Genomic DNA, 15,323 nt, shown 5'->3' with positions numbered 1-15,323 from the left:
CGTGAGCCGGGTACGCTGGCCAATGCACACCGGTCAGTTGGAAGGAATAAACAATCGAATAAAGGTCATCAAACGAATGGCGTACGGTTACCGGGACAGCGAATTCTTTTTCATGAAGATCAAGAGCGTCTTTCCCGGCAATCCGTGAAGAACCAAAAAAAAACCCGGAAATCCTCACTTACGTGGGCCTTCCGGATTTTCTAAACCGCTAAAAATGGTGGGTCGTGTGGGATTCGAACCTACGACCAATTGGTTAAAAGCCAACTGCTCTACCAACTGAGCTAACGACCCGCTGTGTGGTGGCGCGTATAATACTGATTTCTAAGGATTATTCAACACCTTATTTCAAATAAATCAGAAAAAACGCGTTGAGGCTGTAATTGCGGCGATTCTTCGCCCTCTCAGCGACCCGGCTCGTCGTTCCACAGGTACTTGTGCAACTGCAACTGCAAGCGCACCGGCAGGTTGTCAGCCACCACCCAGTCCGCCAGGTCGCGAGCATTGAGGTCGTGGTGACTTGGCGAAAACAGCACTTCACCAGCTCGACGATCGAGACCGTATTGGATCAGCTTGGAGTTCGCCCAGTCGTAATCCTCACGAGAGCAGATAACGAACTTGACCTGATCGTTGGGCGTCAGCAGCTCGATATTCTCGTAACGGTTGCGATGAGCTTCCTTGGAGCCTGGGGTCTTGAGGTCGACCACGCGACTGACACGTGGGTCGACTGCGGAAATGTCCAAGGCTCCGCTGGTTTCCAGGGACACTTCATACCCGGCATCGCATAATTGCTTAAGCAATGGGATGGCATTGGGTTGGGCCAACGGCTCACCACCGGTCACACAGACATAGCGAGGCTTAAAGCCGACAACCTGTTCCAGGATGTCGTCGAGGGTACGCACCGTACCGCCACTGAAGGCGTAAGCGCTGTCACAGTATTGGCAACGCAGCGGGCAACCTGTCAGCCGTACAAACACAGTGGGCAGGCCAGCGGTCCGCGTTTCACCCTGCAACGAGTAAAAAACTTCGGTAATACGTAATGTGTCTTGCATAGTCGCCACGGGCGTAACAGCTAAACAGGCTGTCCGCCTCCGTCAGGCACTTCAAGGAACCCCGCCAACGCGCAGGCCCCAGGAAGCGTGTTTCATAAAAGGGCGTGGATTCTAACGAAAAAACCCGCGCCAGGCGCGGGTTTCTTCTAAACGGGTAGCATCGCTTACAGGCGCTGCAGATCCCGTTGAGCCAACTGAGCGGCGGAAGTCCCCGGATATTGGGCTACGACCTGCTGCAGAATGCCTTTGACCTTGTCGGTATGACCCAGGCGGCGCTCTACGTCAGCGAGTTTGTACAGCGAGTCCGGCACCTTGGCGTGTTTGGGGTACAGTTGGCTGACCTTGGCAAATGCCTGGCCCGCGCCCTGCAGATCCCCCTTTGCCAGGTTGACTTCACCCAACCAGTATTGGGCATTACCCGCGTACTGGCTGTTGGGGTATTTGCGCAGGAATGCGGTAAAGGCCTGGCTGGCCTTATCGAAGTCCTTGGCTTTGATCAGGTCGAAGGCTGCATCGTAATACAGTTTTTCCTTGGCCGGATCACCCGGTTCGCTGCTGGCGGCAGGAGCTTGAGCAGCAGCAGCGGCCCCCGCTGCCGCACCACCGGCAGCAGCGCTTGGCGCGCCACCGGCAGAAGAATTATCAGGAGTAGCGGCAGGTGTAACGCCGGCTCCTATGCGTCGATCAAGATCCTGGTATCGCTCCAGGCCTTCTTGCTTGAGCTGGTTCACTTGATTCTGCAGAACTTCAATCGCGCCTTGCTGCTGCGCCAATTGATCCTGCATGCGTTGCAGCTGATTGAACAGTTCGCCCTGTGCCGAGGGGGCGGACGTAGCCGCCCCCCCAGCATAGGCGCCGTTCGTGCCATAACCTGCCGGCGGATAACTGCTCCCGCTATTGTTATAGCCAGAGTTGCTATCTTCCACAGGAACCGCAGCCCACACCGCAAGCGGTGCGAGGCTGAGAGCCAATACAGTCAGAGCACGACGGCACGTTCGCATGACGAATTACTTACGCAGTTCGACGCGACGGTTTTGAGCCCAGGACTGCTCGTCGTGGCCAGTAGCAACTGGACGCTCTTTACCGTAGGAAACCAGTTCCAGCTGAGCTGGCGAAACGCCTTGCAGGACCAGGTAGCGTTGAACGGCTTTCGCACGACGCTCGCCCAGTGCCATGTTGTACTCACGAGTACCACGTTCGTCGGTGTTACCTTCCAGAACAACGCGAGCGCCGTTACCTTTCAGGTCCTTCGCGTGAACGTCCAGAGCGCGCATGGCTTCTGGCTTCAGGTCCGAACTGTCGTATTCGAAGTAGAAAGTGGTGATAGCGCGCAGAGCAGCTTCTTCGCTCAGGGAGCCGTCAACTGCACCAGTGTTAGCGCCGTAACCAGCGTTTGGATCAACAGCTGCGCCTTCACCGGCATTGTCGCCGCCTTTGGACGAGCAACCAACGGCTACGGACAGAGCCAGAGCCAGAGCAGCAAACTTACCAAACTTCAGCATTTCCATCGTGAAACTCCTAATGAACCCCAGTGTGTTAAGCAAATCTTTTTGTAGCGCCGCGTCAGTTCAGGTAAGGGGACCAGGATGGTTCTCTGACTTCGCCTTGTGCGGTAGGAAGCGGGAGCCTTACGCGTCCGTTAATGGACACGAGCATCAAGACTCCCCGGCCCTGCTGGCGGGTGGCGTAGATTACCATGGTGCCGTTGGGCGCAACAGTGGCTGACTCATCAAGGTTGGTATCTGTAAGGATTTTTACGGTTCCGCGCTGCAAATCCTGGGCCGCAACCCGGAAATTAGTGAAACCATCCTGACGGTGAATCATCACCAACGTCTTTTCATCGGCCGAAAGCTTAGGGTTGGCGTTGTAGTTACCAATAAAGGTCACACGCTCCGCACCGCCACCGCCAATGCTGGACTTGTAGATTTGCGGCTTACCGCCACGGTCGGAGGTGAAGTAGATAGTCGAACCATCCTTACCCCAGAACGGTTCGGTGTTGATGCCCGGGCCGCTGGTGACACGGGTGATCTGGCGCGAAGCCATGTTCATCACGTAGATATCCGGGTTGCCATCCTTGGACAGCACGAACGCCAGGCGCGAACCATCCGGCGACCAGGCAGGTGCACCGTTGAGGCCTTCGAAGTTGGTGATCTGCTCACGGCGACCGGTATCGATGTGCTGGACAAAGATACGCGGACGTTTCTGTTCGAAAGACACATAGGCGATACGCTTGCCATCGGGCGCAAAGCGCGGCGACAGGATCGGCTCACGCGATTGCAGCAACGTCACTGCGCGCGCGCCGTCGTAGTCCGAACGCTGCAAGGTGTAGCGGGTGTTGTCCACGGAGAAACGTTCAGCCGTCACATACAGCAGACGCGTCGAGAAGGCACCCTTGATACCGGTCAGTTTCTCAAACGATTGGTCTGAAATGTAGTGGGCCATATCCCGCAGTTGATCGGTGGTACCCGACACGCTGCCGGTCAGGACCTGCTGCTCTGTCGCCACGTTGAACAACGTGTACGTGATCTGCAGACGACCGCCGGCCGGCACAATGTTGCCGACCATCAGGTACTGGGCGCCGACGGCTTTCCAGTCACGGAACACGACTTCGCTGGCCTGGTTCGGCTGGCTGATCATGTTGCCTTTCGGAATCGGTGCGTAGTAACCGGAGTTGCGCAGGTCGTCACTGACGATCTGGGCCATGTCGTCCGGTAATACGCTGCCGCCCTGCCAACCGAACGGTACTACGGCGATCGGGGTGGCCCGATCGCTCCCGCTGGTGACCAGGATGTTCTTTTCATCCGCCGCCGCTATCCCTGCCATACAGCAAATAACGACAAGCATTCCTCGAAGAAGGTTTCTCACAAGGCTAGATCCTCAGGTGTGAATGTCATCTTGAATGAACGATAGGGAGCGAAGTCGCTTGGTTTCATTCCCTGCATCTCGGTCAACCGGCCAATATTCTTGACTGCGGCAACCGCCGAACTGTCGAACGAACCGTCACCACTGGACTTGGCGACGCTGACCGAAGTCACCGTACCGTCCGGCAACATGCCGATCTGCAGCACTACTGTCATGCCTTTGCGTGCCGAAGGTGGACGCGTCCAACCTTCCGCTGCCCGCGCCCGAATCAGGTCGTCGAAACTGCCCGCGACTTCATCACCGCGTTCATCGGCCAAGGCTTGCTGACGCTGCGGCGTATCCGAAAGCAAATCTGCCAAGGCCTGAGCCTTTTTCTCTTCGGCGGATTTGCGCGCTGCTTCCTGAGCCTTTTTCTTCTGGGCGTCGGCGGCAGCTTTCTTCTTCGCGTCTTCGGCGACTTTCTTCTTCGCCTCGTCTGCTTCAGCTTTTTTCTTGGCGTCTTCGGCGGCTTTTTTCTTCGCGTCTTCGACTATCTTCTTCTTGGCTTCCTCAGCGGCCTTTTTCTTGGCCTCTTCCTCGGCAGCTTTCTTGGCTTCTTCTTCAGATTTCTTCTTGGCTATATCAGCCAATTGTTTCTCTTCGGCTTTTTTAGCTTCGGCGGCTTTCTCGGCTTTCTTGGCTTCATCAGCCTTTTTCGCCTCGTCGGCCTTCTTGGCTTCGTCAGCCTTTTTCGATTCCTCGGCCTTTTGAGCCGCCTCTTCTTTCTTTTGTTCCGCAGCAGCCTTCACCGCTTCCTGCTCGACCTTCTTCTGTTCCATCTGCTCGACTTCAGTCTGGCGCGCAGCCGACTTCTGGGCCTCCCCGGCAATCTTCTGATTGGTCTGGGTAGTGGCCTGGCTTTTCGATTTCAGCTGATACAGGGTCGCCTGCACGATCGGCTTGGCTGGCGGCAGGTCCGGGGTCATGGCAAAGCTGACGAACAGCATGCCGAACACCAGGACATGCAGGGCAATCGCCCAGACACTAGGCCAGAAGTAGCTTTCCGAGGCGGACGGCTCTCGCTGTTGCTGCATCAGGGCGCCTCGGTAATCAAGCCAACGTTACCGACGCCGGCCTTCTGCAGTCCGCCCATGGCACCCATGACGGAGCCGTAGTCGACCGACTTGTCGCCGCGGATGAACACCTGGGTGCGCTTGCCGCCTTCGTTACCGGCGCGAATGATCTTGGTCACAGCGTCGGTCATCGCCGGCAAGGTCAGGGCCTTGTCCTGCTGCTTCTGAGTATCGACTTCGCTGCCAAGGTTCCAGTAATAGGTCTTGTCGGACTTGATCGAAATGGTCAGCACCTGGGTGTTGTTGTCCTGAGGCAAGGCTTCGCTGGAAACCTTGGGCAGGTCAACCTTCACACCCTGGTTGAGCATCGGCGCGGTCACCATGAAGATCACCAGCAGCACCAGCATCACGTCGATGTAAGGCACTACGTTCATCTCGGCGACCGGCTTGCGCTTGGTTCGAGCTCGAGTGATTAAAGCCATCGGGGAGTACCTGCTTATTCTTCGCTGGTGTGCACTTTACGGTGCAGGATCGCCTGGAATTCATCGGCGAAGGTGTAGTAACGGCCAATCAGGTTCTCGCCGCGCGCGGCAAAACGGTTGTAGGCGATAACCGCGGGAATGGCGGCGAACAGGCCGATCGCGGTAGCGATCAGGGCTTCGGCGATACCAGGTGCCACGGTAGCCAGGGTCGCTTGCTGAGCCTGGGCCAGGCCGCGGAAGGAGTTCATGATGCCCCACACGGTACCGAACAAGCCGATGTAGGGGCTCACGGAACCAACGGTGGCAAGAAAAGGCAGGCTCTGCTCAAGCTTCTCTTCCTCGCGGGAAATGGCCACGCGCATGGCACGGGCCACGCCTTCCATGACCGCTTCCGGGTCTACGCCTGGCTGCTGGCGCAGACGGGAGAACTCCTTGAAGCCGGCGCGGAAAATCTGCTCGACGCCCGAATCCGGGTCCGGGTTGCTGCCGGCCTGGCGATAGAGCTTGGACAGGTCGATACCCGACCAGAAGCGCTCTTCAAAGCTCTCCAGGGCACGTCGACCGGCACGCAACAGGTTGCTGCGCTGAAAAATCATGACCCAAGAGGTAACCGATGCGGCTACCAGGATCAGCATCACCAGTTGAACCACGACACTGGCATTGCTGACCAGGCTCCACATGGAGGAATGGTCGACGACGGTAGGTTCCACGCTAAATCTCCTGCTTTGATTGTTTACCCGCGCCGCTCACGGCGGCAAAGGCCACACGTAGAGTTTCGGGAATGGCCCGAGGTTTCAAACTGATGGTGCGCACACACGCCACCAAAAACTGCCCCTCACAGAGCAGCGTTGCATCCGTTGCCCGCCTGACCTGCTGTTTGAAACGCAGGCTGGCACGGTTCAATTCAATTACTTCAGCGCTGACCAGCAGCTCATCGTCCAGTCGCGCCGGTGCGTGGTAACGCGCCTCGCTGGAATGCACGACGAATAACAGGTCCTCCCCTGCCAGCTGGGATTGGGCAAAGCCCAGCTCCCGTAGCCGCTCGGTTCGGGCCCGCTCCATGAACTTGAGATAATTGACGTAGTAAACGATGCCGCCGGCATCGGTGTCCTCGTAATAAACGCGACAGCGATGTGCGAACGACTGATCCCCGTTTTGCGCGCGCATACTCTAGTGCTTACTCCTGAGGTTGCCAATCCGGCCAGGCAACTGTTTTTTAATTCTCTGAAACATTTTCACTGACTGAATGACGACGCCAGTCACTGGGACAGCACAAAGCTGGAATAAATCGTCAAGCCGAACGCTTTTAATCGTCCACTGCATCGAGGAATTCGTCTACCACGGGCATCTCGCCCAATCGTGACGGGATATTTAACCCGAAGTGCAGGTAAGCATGGCGCGTCACCACCCGCCCCCTTGGCGTACGCATGATGTAACCCTGCTGGATCAGGTACGGTTCAAGCACATCTTCAATGGTATGGCGCTCTTCGCTGATGGCCGCCGCCAGGCTGTCCACGCCCACCGGCCCGCCGTCGAACTTCTCGATCATGGTCAAGAGTAGCCGCCGGTCCTGGTGATCGAAGCCATGTTCGTCCACATCCAGCAGGTTCAGCGCCAGGTCTGCCACCGCCTTGGTGATGTGCCCTTTGGCGCGCACTTCGGCGAAGTCCCGCACCCGACGCAGCAAGCGGTTGGCAATACGCGGCGTACCGCGTGCGCGCCGAGCGATTTCAAACGAACCTTCCGGGTCCAGGGGCAAGCCGAGGATGCTCGCCGAACGACTGACGATGGTTGCCAGGTCCGCCGTGCTGTAGAACTCCAGACGTTGAACAATCCCGAATCGGTCTCGCAGAGGATTGGTCAGCATCCCGGCACGCGTCGTTGCGCCCACCAGCGTGAAGGGTGGCAGGTCGAGCTTGATCGAACGGGCCGCCGGGCCTTCGCCGATCATGATGTCGAGCTGGAAGTCTTCCATTGCCGGGTACAACACTTCCTCGACGATCGGCGAAAGACGGTGGATCTCATCGATAAACAGCACGTCGTGCGGTTCAAGGTTGGTCAGCAGGGCCGCCAGGTCGCCCGGACGCTCCAGCACCGGGCCGGACGTGGACTTGATCGACACGCCCATCTCCTGGGCAATGATGTTGGCCAGAGTGGTCTTGCCCAGCCCCGGCGGGCCGAAGATCAATGTGTGGTCCAGGGACTCACTGCGCCCGCGCGCCGCCTGGATGAACAGCTCCATCTGCTCGCGCACGGTGGGCTGGCCGATATACTCGGCCAGGCTCAGGGGGCGAATGGCCCGGTCCTGGACTTCTTCACGGTCGCGCGGGCCGGTGGCCGCAATCAGACGATCTGCTTCAATCACTTAAATCATTCCCTTCAGGGCGCGGCGGATCATGTCTTCACTGCTCAGGTTCTTGTCCTTGATCGCCGACACGGCTTTGCTGGCTTCCTGCGGCTTGTAGCCCAGGGAGATCAGCGCACTGACGGCGTCGCTTTCAGCGCTCGCAACCTGGCCCGCCGGCATATCCGGCTGGTTCGGAACCAATGCGAACATGCTCGGCACCACTTCCCAGGCTTTAAAGCGGTCTTTGAGTTCCACCAGCAGGCGCTCGGCAGTCTTCTTGCCCACACCTGGCACCTTGGTCAGCGCCGAGGTGTCCTGCGCCGAGACGGCACGCACCAGCTCGTCCACCTCCAGGCTCGACATCAAGGCGAGTGCCAATTTGGGCCCTACGCCATTCAACCGGATCAGTTCGCGGAAGAAATCGCGGTCGCGCTTGCCAATGAAACCATAGAGCAATTGCGCATCTTCGCGCACCACCAGATGGGTATGCAGGGTTATCGGCTCGCCGACCGATGGCAGGCGATACAGAGTCGTCATGGGGACTTCCAGCTCATACCCCAGCCCATTGACGTCCAGAATCAGGTGCGGCGGCTGTTTTTCAGCCAGGATGCCGCGCAAACGTCCAATCACGGTACAGATCCTTAACACTTAGGGTCAGATCAACGCCTGACCGGAAATCACGATTGCGCTGATGCTATCAGAGACGCAGGCGCCCGCCACGACTGCGTGCCGTACCGAGGCCGTGAGGCAGCAGGCTGGAACGGGTATGGGCATGGCAAATGGCAATGGCCAGGGCGTCAGAGGCGTCAATCTGCGGTTTTGCGGTGAGCTTGAGCATGTGCATGACCATCATCTGCACCTGCTCTTTGTTGGCGGCGCCGGTGCCGACCACGGCCTGCTTGACCTGGGTCGCGGTGTACTCGGCGATCTCCATGCTCTCCTCCGCGCCGGCGACGATGGCCGCGCCACGGGCCTGGCCCAGTTTCAACGCGGAATCGGCGTTTTTCGCCATGAACACTTTTTCAATACCCATGGTGACCGGGCCGTAGGTCTGGATAACTTCGCGCACGCCCCGATAAACGATCTGCAGGCGCTCGGCCAATTCACCCGAACCGGTACGGATACAGCCCGACGCAACATACACACAGCCGCGCGGGGTGTGTTGCACCACGCCAAAACCGGTGATGCGCGAACCGGGGTCGATACCTAGGATTAAAGTCATAACGCCTGCGGGTTGGGTTAAACACATTTTTTGATACAGGGAAAATTCAATGTGGGAGGGGGCTTGCCCCCGATTGCAGCGTATCAGTCACCCCATACAGCCACTGATACACCGCTATCGAGGTGCAAGCCCCCTCCCACAATGAAGCCACATCGCACTTCAGCCCAGCTGTTCGGCCACTGACTCTGGAATGTCGGCATTCGAATAGACGTTTTGTACATCGTCCAGATCTTCAAGCATATCCAGCAATTTCAACACTTTCTGCGCGCCGTCCAGGTCCAATTCAGCGCTGGTGGTCGGCAGCATGACGATTTCCGCGTCGGTGCCTTTGAAACCGGCAGCCTCCAACGCGTTACGCACGGCATAAAAGCTGGCAAACGAGGTGAACACATCGATGGAGCCATCCTCGTTGGTCACCACATCATCGGCATCCGCCTCCATCGCCGCTTCCATCAGCGCGTCTTCATCGGTGCCCGGCGCGAAGGTAATCTGCCCCTTGCGCTCGAACAGGTAGGACACCGACCCGTCAGTACCGAGGTTGCCACCGCACTTGCTGAACGCATGGCGCACGGCAGCCGCGGTGCGATTGCGGTTGTCGGTCATGCATTCGACCATTACCGCCACACCGCCCGGGCCGTAGCCTTCGTAGGTCAATTCGACCATATCATCGGTGTCGGCCGCGCCGGCCCCACGGGCCACGGCGCGATCGATAATGTCGCGGCTCATGTTGGCGCCGAGCGCCTTGTCCAGAGCCAGGCGCAGACGCGGGTTGGAACCTGGATCACCACCACCCTGACGGGCAGCGACGGTCAGTTCGCGGATCCACTTGGTAAAAATCTTGCCTTTCTTGGCATCCTGACGCTCTTTGCGGTGCTTGATGTTCGCCCACTTGGAATGGCCAGCCATAACACAACTCCGAATTCTCTAGAAACCTTGTCAATCCTGCCCCAGGCCGGATTTCTATCTGTTGAACACAGCCCTTGGAACGCAAAGGCGCATCCGAAGATGCGCCTTTTTAGACTGCGTAAACCTCAGTGCGCTTCCACGCAGCAGCCTTACTCAGCCTTCGGCGTCTCGCGCAGGCGGATGTGCAGTTCACGCAACGCCTTGGCATCGACTACGCCCGGAGCCTGCGTCATCACATCAGCAGCACTCTGGGTTTTCGGGAAGGCGATCACTTCACGGATCGACTGGGCGCCGGTCATCAGCATCACCAGGCGGTCCAGACCGAACGCCAGGCCACCGTGTGGCGGTGCACCGTATTTCAAGGCGTCGAGCAGGAAGCCGAATTTCTCTTCCTGTTCCGCTTCGTTGATGCCCAGCAGACGGAAAACCGCTTGCTGCATCTCTTTGCGGTGGATACGGATCGAACCGCCACCCAACTCGGTGCCGTTGAGCACCATATCGTAGGCTCGGGACAAAGCGCCTGCCGGATTGGCTTCCAACTCTGCAGGCGAGCATTTCGGCGCGGTGAACGGGTGGTGCAAGGCGCTGAAGCTGCCGTCGTCGTTCTCTTCGAACATCGGGAAGTCAACCACCCACATCGGCGCCCACTCGCAGGTCAGCAGGTTCAGGTCGTGACCGAGCTTGATACGCAGTGCGCCCAGGGCCTCGCTGACGATCTTGGCCTTGTCGGCGCCGAAGAACACGATATCGCCATCGACCGCACCGACGCGATCAAGGATCACATTCAGGTTGGCTTCCGGGATGTTCTTCACAATCGGCGACTGCAGGCCGTCAACGCCGTTGGCGCGCTCGTTGACCTTGATGTACGCCAGGCCCTTGGCACCGTAGATGCCGACAAACTTGGTGTAGTCGTCGATCTGCTTGCGCGGCATGCTCGCGCCGCCAGGCACGCGCAGAGCGGCGATGCGGCATTTAGGGTCGTTGGCCGGGCCGCTGAACACCTTGAAGTCGACTTCTTTAAGCTGGTCGGCCACGTCCACCAGTTCCAGCGGATTACGCAGGTCGGGCTTGTCGGAACCGTAGCGGCGCATGGCTTCTTCGAACGTCATGTGCGGGAAGTCACCGAACTCCAGGTCCAGCACTTCCTTGAACAGGTTGCGGATCATTTGTTCGGTGATACCCATGATCTCTTTTTCATCGAGGAAGCTGGTCTCGATGTCGATCTGGGTGAATTCCGGCTGGCGGTCGGCGCGCAGGTCTTCGTCGCGGAAGCATTTGGCGATCTGGTAGTAACGGTCGAAGCCGGCCACCATCAGCAGTTGCTTGAACAGCTGCGGTGATTGCGGCAACGCGAAGAACGAACCGGCGTGGGTACGGCTAGGCACCAGGTAGTCACGCGCGCCTTCCGGGGTGGCCCGGGTCAGGATCGGCGTTTCAACGTCAAGGAAGCCGTTTTCGTCGAGGAAACGACGGATACTGGTGGTCATGCGCGAACGCAGACGCAGCTTCTCGGCCATTTCAGGACGGCGCAGGTCCAGGAAGCGATAGCGCAGACGGGTCTCTTCGCCCACATCGGAGTATTCGTTGAGCGGGAACGGCGGGGTTTCCGACTCGTTCAACACTTCCAGCTCGTAGCCCAACACCTCGATACCGCCGGAGGCCATGTTCTTGTTCACGGCACCGGCCGGACGCAGACGCACCTTGCCGGTGATCTTCACGACGTACTCGCTGCGCACGCGGTCGGCGGCGGCGAAGCTCTCGGCGCGGTCCGGGTCGAACACCACCTGGGCCAGACCGTCACGATCACGGATGTCGAGGAAGATCACCCCGCCGTGGTCGCGGCGACGGTGAACCCATCCGCAAAGGGTGATTTCCTGACCTTCCAGGGTCTCGTTCAGTTGGCCGCAATAGTGGCTGCGCATCATGGTCGTGGTTTCACTTCTCGTAATTCGAAATTCGGTGGAGGCCTGCCTCGGTCACCGGACATTTAAGCCAGGGGACGGATAATGCAGGAGCCTGCGCGTAGAGTTCAACTCAGTCTGCTTTGTCGCCGCCCGCCAGGTTCTTCTTGGCGCCGGTCTTGAAATCGGTCTCGTACCAGCCGCCGCCACTCAGGCGGAAGCCCGGCATCGACAACATCTTCTTGAGCTCAGGGGCCTTGCAGGCCGGGCAATCGACCAACGGTGCTGCGCTGATCTTCTGGATGGCTTCCAACTGGTGACCGCAGGAAGCACATTGATAGTCGTACATGGGCATGGCGATGTCTCGCGAACAGATCGTTACTGCGCCACGCCTGCCCGAAGGGTAAAGCCCCGGCCTGCGCAGCAAAGCGCGGGATTATATCTGGTTAATCGAGGCAGCGCAGCCGGCTTTCTGCCCGAAAGCCTGCCCGCCAGGATGGCGGACCGGCACCGGGCACCCGGGCTACTCCGGGCTGGGCGAAGACGCACGCCCCTTTAGCAGGTGAACCACGCACACCACCCTGACCAGACCACTGAAGTTCTTCACCCCCCCATAACGCAAGTGCACTTCCCGATCGACGTAAGACAGCAACGCACTGACTGAACAGGCGTTGAGCCTGGCGATTTCCGTCAGGATATTCCAATAGATCTGCTCAAGACGCAGGCATGTTGAGAACCCGTTGAGCCTGACTGATCGAGACAGCGGCCTTGCCAGCCCCATGTCGAACCCCTTGGAAAAGGGATCGACCTTTATCTTATGAACGCCACAGGCTTCCATAACTCCATTACATACTGCACGTGACATACACCTGACACTCCATTGCCAAACAGCAGCCCACGGGTTTCTCCCATTGGGCAGTGGGCCTATCAAACAGCACGAAGCGCGGGGTGAGCCAGAAGACAGGGAGTTGAAAGCTGTAGGACAACGCCAGGAAGTGCGCAGAAACATGCAAGCGGCGCCAGGACGGCGCCGCTCAGGGCCGAGCCTTACTTGGACTCAAGCAGGGAACGCAGCATCCATGCGGTTTTCTCGTGCACCTGCATCCGCTGGGTCAGCAGGTCCGCGGTCGGTTCGTCGCTGACCTTGTCGAGCAGCGGAAAAATGCCACGCGCGGTACGAGTGACCGCTTCCTGACCTTCCACCAATTGCTTGATCATCTCTTCAGCGCTGGGCACACCCTCCTCTTCCTTGATGGAAGACAGGCGCGCGTAGACCGAATAGGCACCCGGCGCCGGGAAACCGAGGGCACGGATACGCTCGGCAATGGAGTCCACCGCCAGCGCCAGCTCGTTGTACTGCTCTTCAAACATCAAGTGCAGCGTACGAAACATCGGGCCCGTGACGTTCCAATGGAAGTTATGGGTCTTCAGGTACAGTACATAGGTATCGGAAAGCAGGCGCGAAAGCCCATCGACGATGGATTTACGATCTTCTTCACTGATACCGATATCGATTGCCATGGTTATCCCCTTCAATTGACAAACATTCATTGAGCAGATGCAGCACCACTCTAGCAAGAGCGCCGGTGATGCGCAGCGGGCAAGGTGCGGCAAATCGCCCATGCGGACGATTCGCTGATCACGGTAGGAACATTCTCAAATAATCCACCCAAACCACCCGCACCTGTCTAGGACAAGCGTTTGCTCCGGAAATGCCCAACCCTTCGCAACACCGCGAAATGCTTGATTTGAGAAGGCACGGCCTTTGCTGTTAAATAGGCAGCGTGTCGCCATCGTTAATGTCTGCGGTGGCCGGCATAGGCTGATACCCGCGTACGTGCCCAACGCCTCCCATTGTTCAGAAGCGAACCGTGCCAGTCAGCTCTTCCTTGTGATCCGTCTTAACGTGAGTTAATCAAAATGTTGAAAATCGTCCACCTGCTAACGGGCGTTGCAGCGTTGCTGCTGTCCTTTATACCGAGCCTGCAACCAGAGAGCCTGCCGTACCTGCAACAACACGACGCGCTGTATCTGGCTCTGTTCGGCCTTCTCAACCTGACGCTGGCACCCGTGATTCCTTATTGGAACAAGGGCACTCGTCATCAACTGCAAAACTTGGTCAGCGCGCTGCTGGTACTGACCGTCGTCGTACAAACCCTCACCCTCCTGGCACCCATGCCTGAAGTCGGCGGCCACCCGGCCATCCTGCTCAGCTTGGTCATTGCTGTGGTCGCCATTGTTCTTCACCTGGCCATCAGCTTCTACCGCTCGTCCCCGGCGGCCGCGTCGCAAACCTACGACATGACCAATCGGGATACCGGTACCGTCAAGTGGTTCAACACCTCCAAAGGCTTCGGCTTTATTTCCCGGGATTCGGGCGATGATATTTTCGTCCACTTCCGGGCCATTCGCGGCGAAGGCCATCGCGTCCTGGTGGAAGGCCAGCGCGTGGAGTTCTCCGTCATGAATCGCGACAAAGGCTTGCAAGCCGAAGACGTGATTGCCGCACTGCCGCGCCGCTGAGTCGAGCTGCCCGCAGCAAAAAAAACCGCGATCCAGCCTGGCTGGGTCGCGGTTTTTTCATGGCGCCATTAATAGTGAGGCGGTGGTGCTTCTTCTTCGGAGGTTTCGAATTGGCCGCCCATCTCTTCCTGGCGCTTGAGCAGCGCAGTTATCTGCAACTGCAGGCGCTCGACCGCGCGTTGCTGCGTGACCAGGATGTCGTTGAGGGTCTCGATGGTGTCATCCTGAAAGGCCAGGCGGCTTTCCAGGTCGGTAACACGCTCTTGCAAGTCCATGATTCAGCCCTGGGCAAAATTGAAGTCGACGGGTAGCAGCTCGCGCAGACGCGCACGCAATGCCGCCACCTGTTCTTGCGTATAAGGGCGAGCAGGATGCTTGCCCCATACCGGCGCAGGCCACGCGACGTCATCACGCTTGCGCACGATCACATGCACGTGCAACTGGCTGACGACGTTGCCCAGCGCGCCGATATTCATTTTATCCGCGCCCAGACCGTCGTTTAGCAACTGCGCCAGACCGGTCGTCTCTTCCCAGAGCTTTTGTTGATCTGCGACATCCAGATGAAACACCTCGCTGATACCGTTGATGCGCGGGACCAGGATAAACCACGGGTAGTTCGAGTCGTTGGACAGCAGCAGGCGGCACAGCGGGAAGTCCCCGATGACCAGTGTGTCTTGTTGCAGGCGTTGATCTAAGGCGAACACCGCGGGCACTCCATTGGGCAAGTCAGATTCAGGGCCCCAGCATACCTTTGAATGCCTGTCGCTTCACGACCATTGCGGATCAGCCTGTGAGGCATCGAAGCGAAAATCCGCACCCTTTCGATGCAGACCAATATTTGAGCTACGCTGGAATGGGCCTCACCGGGATGCACCAAAATGACCCACTCATGCTTCAAAGGGATCCGCCAATTACTCACTTTCGGGGTGAACCGGTAACGTTTTATCCGGCTAGGCGTTTTGCGCTCACCCCAACCAGG

General features: G+C 58.4%; 20 protein-coding genes and 1 tRNA gene. 2 read left to right on the top strand and 19 right to left on the bottom strand.

From position 1 onward, the window contains the following. The coding region (locus tag G7025_RS11355) for a transposase (protein WP_181079094.1) at positions 1 to 148 on the top strand (148 nt) is incomplete at its 5' end. 67 nt (positions 149 to 215) lie between these two features. Here the strand turns inward: G7025_RS11355 and G7025_RS11350 are convergent. The 17 genes from G7025_RS11350 to G7025_RS11270 all read right to left on the bottom strand — a co-directional run bounded on the left by G7025_RS11350 (position 216) and on the right by G7025_RS11270 (position 13,342). Then, positions 216 to 291 (bottom strand) — tRNA-Lys (locus G7025_RS11350). A 110-nt stretch (positions 292 to 401) separates the two neighbouring features. Further along, entirely contained in the window at positions 402 to 1,049 is a 648-nt protein-coding gene (gene queE / locus G7025_RS11345; protein WP_181079092.1) for a 7-carboxy-7-deazaguanine synthase QueE, read from the bottom strand. Between the two features lie 164 nt (positions 1,050 to 1,213). Continuing rightward, positions 1,214 to 2,050, bottom strand: a complete 837-nt coding sequence (ybgF, locus tag G7025_RS11340; RefSeq protein ID WP_181079090.1) for a tol-pal system protein YbgF — start codon at positions 2,048 to 2,050, stop codon at positions 1,214 to 1,216. A 6-nt stretch (positions 2,051 to 2,056) separates the two neighbouring features. Beyond that, on the bottom strand, positions 2,057 to 2,557 hold the full coding sequence (gene pal, locus G7025_RS11335) for a peptidoglycan-associated lipoprotein Pal (protein WP_181079088.1): 501 nt from the start codon (positions 2,555 to 2,557) through the stop codon (positions 2,057 to 2,059). Between the two features lie 55 nt (positions 2,558 to 2,612). After that, positions 2,613 to 3,893, bottom strand: coding sequence for a Tol-Pal system beta propeller repeat protein TolB (tolB, locus tag G7025_RS11330; protein ID WP_181079086.1), 1,281 nt, complete (start codon positions 3,891 to 3,893; stop codon positions 2,613 to 2,615). 17 nt (positions 3,894 to 3,910) lie between these two features. Further along, positions 3,911 to 4,984 carry a cell envelope integrity protein TolA gene (gene tolA / locus G7025_RS11325; RefSeq protein WP_181079084.1) on the bottom strand — a complete coding sequence of 358 codons (1,074 nt, stop codon included), beginning with the start codon at positions 4,982 to 4,984 and terminating at the stop codon, positions 3,911 to 3,913. Next, complete coding sequence (tolR, locus tag G7025_RS11320) at positions 4,984 to 5,436, bottom strand: protein TolR (protein ID WP_181079099.1); 453 nt, start codon at positions 5,434 to 5,436, stop codon at positions 4,984 to 4,986. Before tolR ends, tolA begins: the two co-directional genes overlap by 1 nt. A 23-nt stretch (positions 5,437 to 5,459) precedes the next feature. Next, positions 5,460 to 6,155 (bottom strand): protein TolQ, encoded by a 696-nt coding sequence (gene tolQ, locus G7025_RS11315; protein WP_032890916.1) that lies wholly within the window; start codon positions 6,153 to 6,155, stop codon positions 5,460 to 5,462. Between the two features lies 1 nt (position 6,156). Then, complete coding sequence (gene ybgC, locus G7025_RS11310; protein ID WP_181079082.1) at positions 6,157 to 6,612, bottom strand: tol-pal system-associated acyl-CoA thioesterase; 456 nt, start codon at positions 6,610 to 6,612, stop codon at positions 6,157 to 6,159. 139 nt (positions 6,613 to 6,751) lie between these two features. Then, on the bottom strand, positions 6,752 to 7,810 hold the full coding sequence (ruvB, locus tag G7025_RS11305) for a Holliday junction branch migration DNA helicase RuvB (RefSeq protein ID WP_181079080.1): 1,059 nt from the start codon (positions 7,808 to 7,810) through the stop codon (positions 6,752 to 6,754). Beyond that, positions 7,811 to 8,422 carry a Holliday junction branch migration protein RuvA gene (ruvA, locus tag G7025_RS11300; protein ID WP_181079078.1) on the bottom strand — a complete coding sequence of 204 codons (612 nt, stop codon included), beginning with the start codon at positions 8,420 to 8,422 and terminating at the stop codon, positions 7,811 to 7,813. It abuts the gene before it with no gap. Between the two features lie 67 nt (positions 8,423 to 8,489). Then, positions 8,490 to 9,014: a crossover junction endodeoxyribonuclease RuvC gene (ruvC, locus tag G7025_RS11295; RefSeq protein ID WP_181079076.1), complete on the bottom strand. Its 525-nt coding sequence runs from the start codon at positions 9,012 to 9,014 to the stop codon at positions 8,490 to 8,492. A 159-nt stretch (positions 9,015 to 9,173) separates the two neighbouring features. After that, positions 9,174 to 9,920, bottom strand: coding sequence for a YebC/PmpR family DNA-binding transcriptional regulator (locus tag G7025_RS11290; protein ID WP_181079074.1), 747 nt, complete (start codon positions 9,918 to 9,920; stop codon positions 9,174 to 9,176). A gap of 149 nt (positions 9,921 to 10,069) precedes the next feature. Further along, a complete protein-coding gene (gene aspS / locus G7025_RS11285) occupies positions 10,070 to 11,845 on the bottom strand; it encodes an aspartate--tRNA ligase (protein ID WP_181079072.1) in 1,776 nt (591 codons plus the stop codon). A gap of 109 nt (positions 11,846 to 11,954) precedes the next feature. Continuing rightward, positions 11,955 to 12,176, bottom strand: a complete 222-nt coding sequence (locus G7025_RS11280; RefSeq protein WP_181079070.1) for an FmdB family zinc ribbon protein — start codon at positions 12,174 to 12,176, stop codon at positions 11,955 to 11,957. 168 nt (positions 12,177 to 12,344) lie between these two features. Further along, a complete protein-coding gene (locus G7025_RS11275; RefSeq protein WP_181079068.1) occupies positions 12,345 to 12,686 on the bottom strand; it encodes a ribbon-helix-helix domain-containing protein in 342 nt (113 codons plus the stop codon). Positions 12,687 to 12,868: 182 nt separating this feature from the next. Further along, positions 12,869 to 13,342, bottom strand: a complete 474-nt coding sequence (locus G7025_RS11270) for a Dps family protein (RefSeq protein WP_181079066.1) — start codon at positions 13,340 to 13,342, stop codon at positions 12,869 to 12,871. Positions 13,343 to 13,741: 399 nt separating this feature from the next. Between G7025_RS11270 and G7025_RS26935 the strand changes: the two genes are divergently transcribed. After that, positions 13,742 to 14,344, top strand: coding sequence for a cold-shock protein (locus tag G7025_RS26935; protein ID WP_078734478.1), 603 nt, complete (start codon positions 13,742 to 13,744; stop codon positions 14,342 to 14,344). A 68-nt stretch (positions 14,345 to 14,412) separates the two neighbouring features. Here G7025_RS26935 and G7025_RS11260 read toward each other — a convergent pair whose 3' ends face one another. Continuing rightward, complete coding sequence (locus G7025_RS11260; protein WP_181079064.1) at positions 14,413 to 14,619, bottom strand: SlyX family protein; 207 nt, start codon at positions 14,617 to 14,619, stop codon at positions 14,413 to 14,415. Between the two features lie 3 nt (positions 14,620 to 14,622). After that, a complete protein-coding gene (locus tag G7025_RS11255; protein WP_181079062.1) occupies positions 14,623 to 15,048 on the bottom strand; it encodes an HIT domain-containing protein in 426 nt (141 codons plus the stop codon). Positions 15,049 to 15,323 lie beyond the last annotated feature (275 nt).

The sequence above is a fragment of the Pseudomonas lurida genome (genome assembly GCF_013522705.1).
GTDB classification, from domain to species: Bacteria; Pseudomonadota; Gammaproteobacteria; order Pseudomonadales; family Pseudomonadaceae; genus Aquipseudomonas; species Aquipseudomonas quebecensis.
The sequence above is the reverse complement of the archived record's forward strand: the minus strand, read 5'-3'. Positions and strand labels throughout refer to the sequence as shown.

Coding starts and splice junctions, on each gene's coding strand:
- pal (WP_181079088.1), bottom strand. CDS start 2,557: ATGGAAATGCTGAAGTTTGGTAAGTTTGCTGCTCTGGCTCTGGCTCTG.
- tolA (WP_181079084.1), bottom strand. CDS start 4,984: ATGCAGCAACAGCGAGAGCCGTCCGCCTCGGAAAGCTACTTCTGGCCT.
- G7025_RS11280 (WP_181079070.1), bottom strand. CDS start 12,176: ATGCCCATGTACGACTATCAATGTGCTTCCTGCGGTCACCAGTTGGAA.
- G7025_RS11275 (WP_181079068.1), bottom strand. CDS start 12,686: ATGTCACGTGCAGTATGTAATGGAGTTATGGAAGCCTGTGGCGTTCAT.
- G7025_RS11290 (WP_181079074.1), bottom strand. CDS start 9,920: ATGGCTGGCCATTCCAAGTGGGCGAACATCAAGCACCGCAAAGAGCGT.
- tolB (WP_181079086.1), bottom strand. CDS start 3,893: ATGCTTGTCGTTATTTGCTGTATGGCAGGGATAGCGGCGGCGGATGAA.
- queE (WP_181079092.1), bottom strand. CDS start 1,049: ATGCAAGACACATTACGTATTACCGAAGTTTTTTACTCGTTGCAGGGT.
- G7025_RS11270 (WP_181079066.1), bottom strand. CDS start 13,342: ATGGCAATCGATATCGGTATCAGTGAAGAAGATCGTAAATCCATCGTC.
- G7025_RS11260 (WP_181079064.1), bottom strand. CDS start 14,619: ATGGACTTGCAAGAGCGTGTTACCGACCTGGAAAGCCGCCTGGCCTTT.
- ybgF (WP_181079090.1), bottom strand. CDS start 2,050: ATGCGAACGTGCCGTCGTGCTCTGACTGTATTGGCTCTCAGCCTCGCA.
- ruvC (WP_181079076.1), bottom strand. CDS start 9,014: ATGACTTTAATCCTAGGTATCGACCCCGGTTCGCGCATCACCGGTTTT.
- aspS (WP_181079072.1), bottom strand. CDS start 11,845: ATGATGCGCAGCCACTATTGCGGCCAACTGAACGAGACCCTGGAAGGT.
- ybgC (WP_181079082.1), bottom strand. CDS start 6,612: ATGCGCGCGCAAAACGGGGATCAGTCGTTCGCACATCGCTGTCGCGTT.
- G7025_RS26935 (WP_078734478.1), top strand. CDS start 13,742: ATGTTGAAAATCGTCCACCTGCTAACGGGCGTTGCAGCGTTGCTGCTG.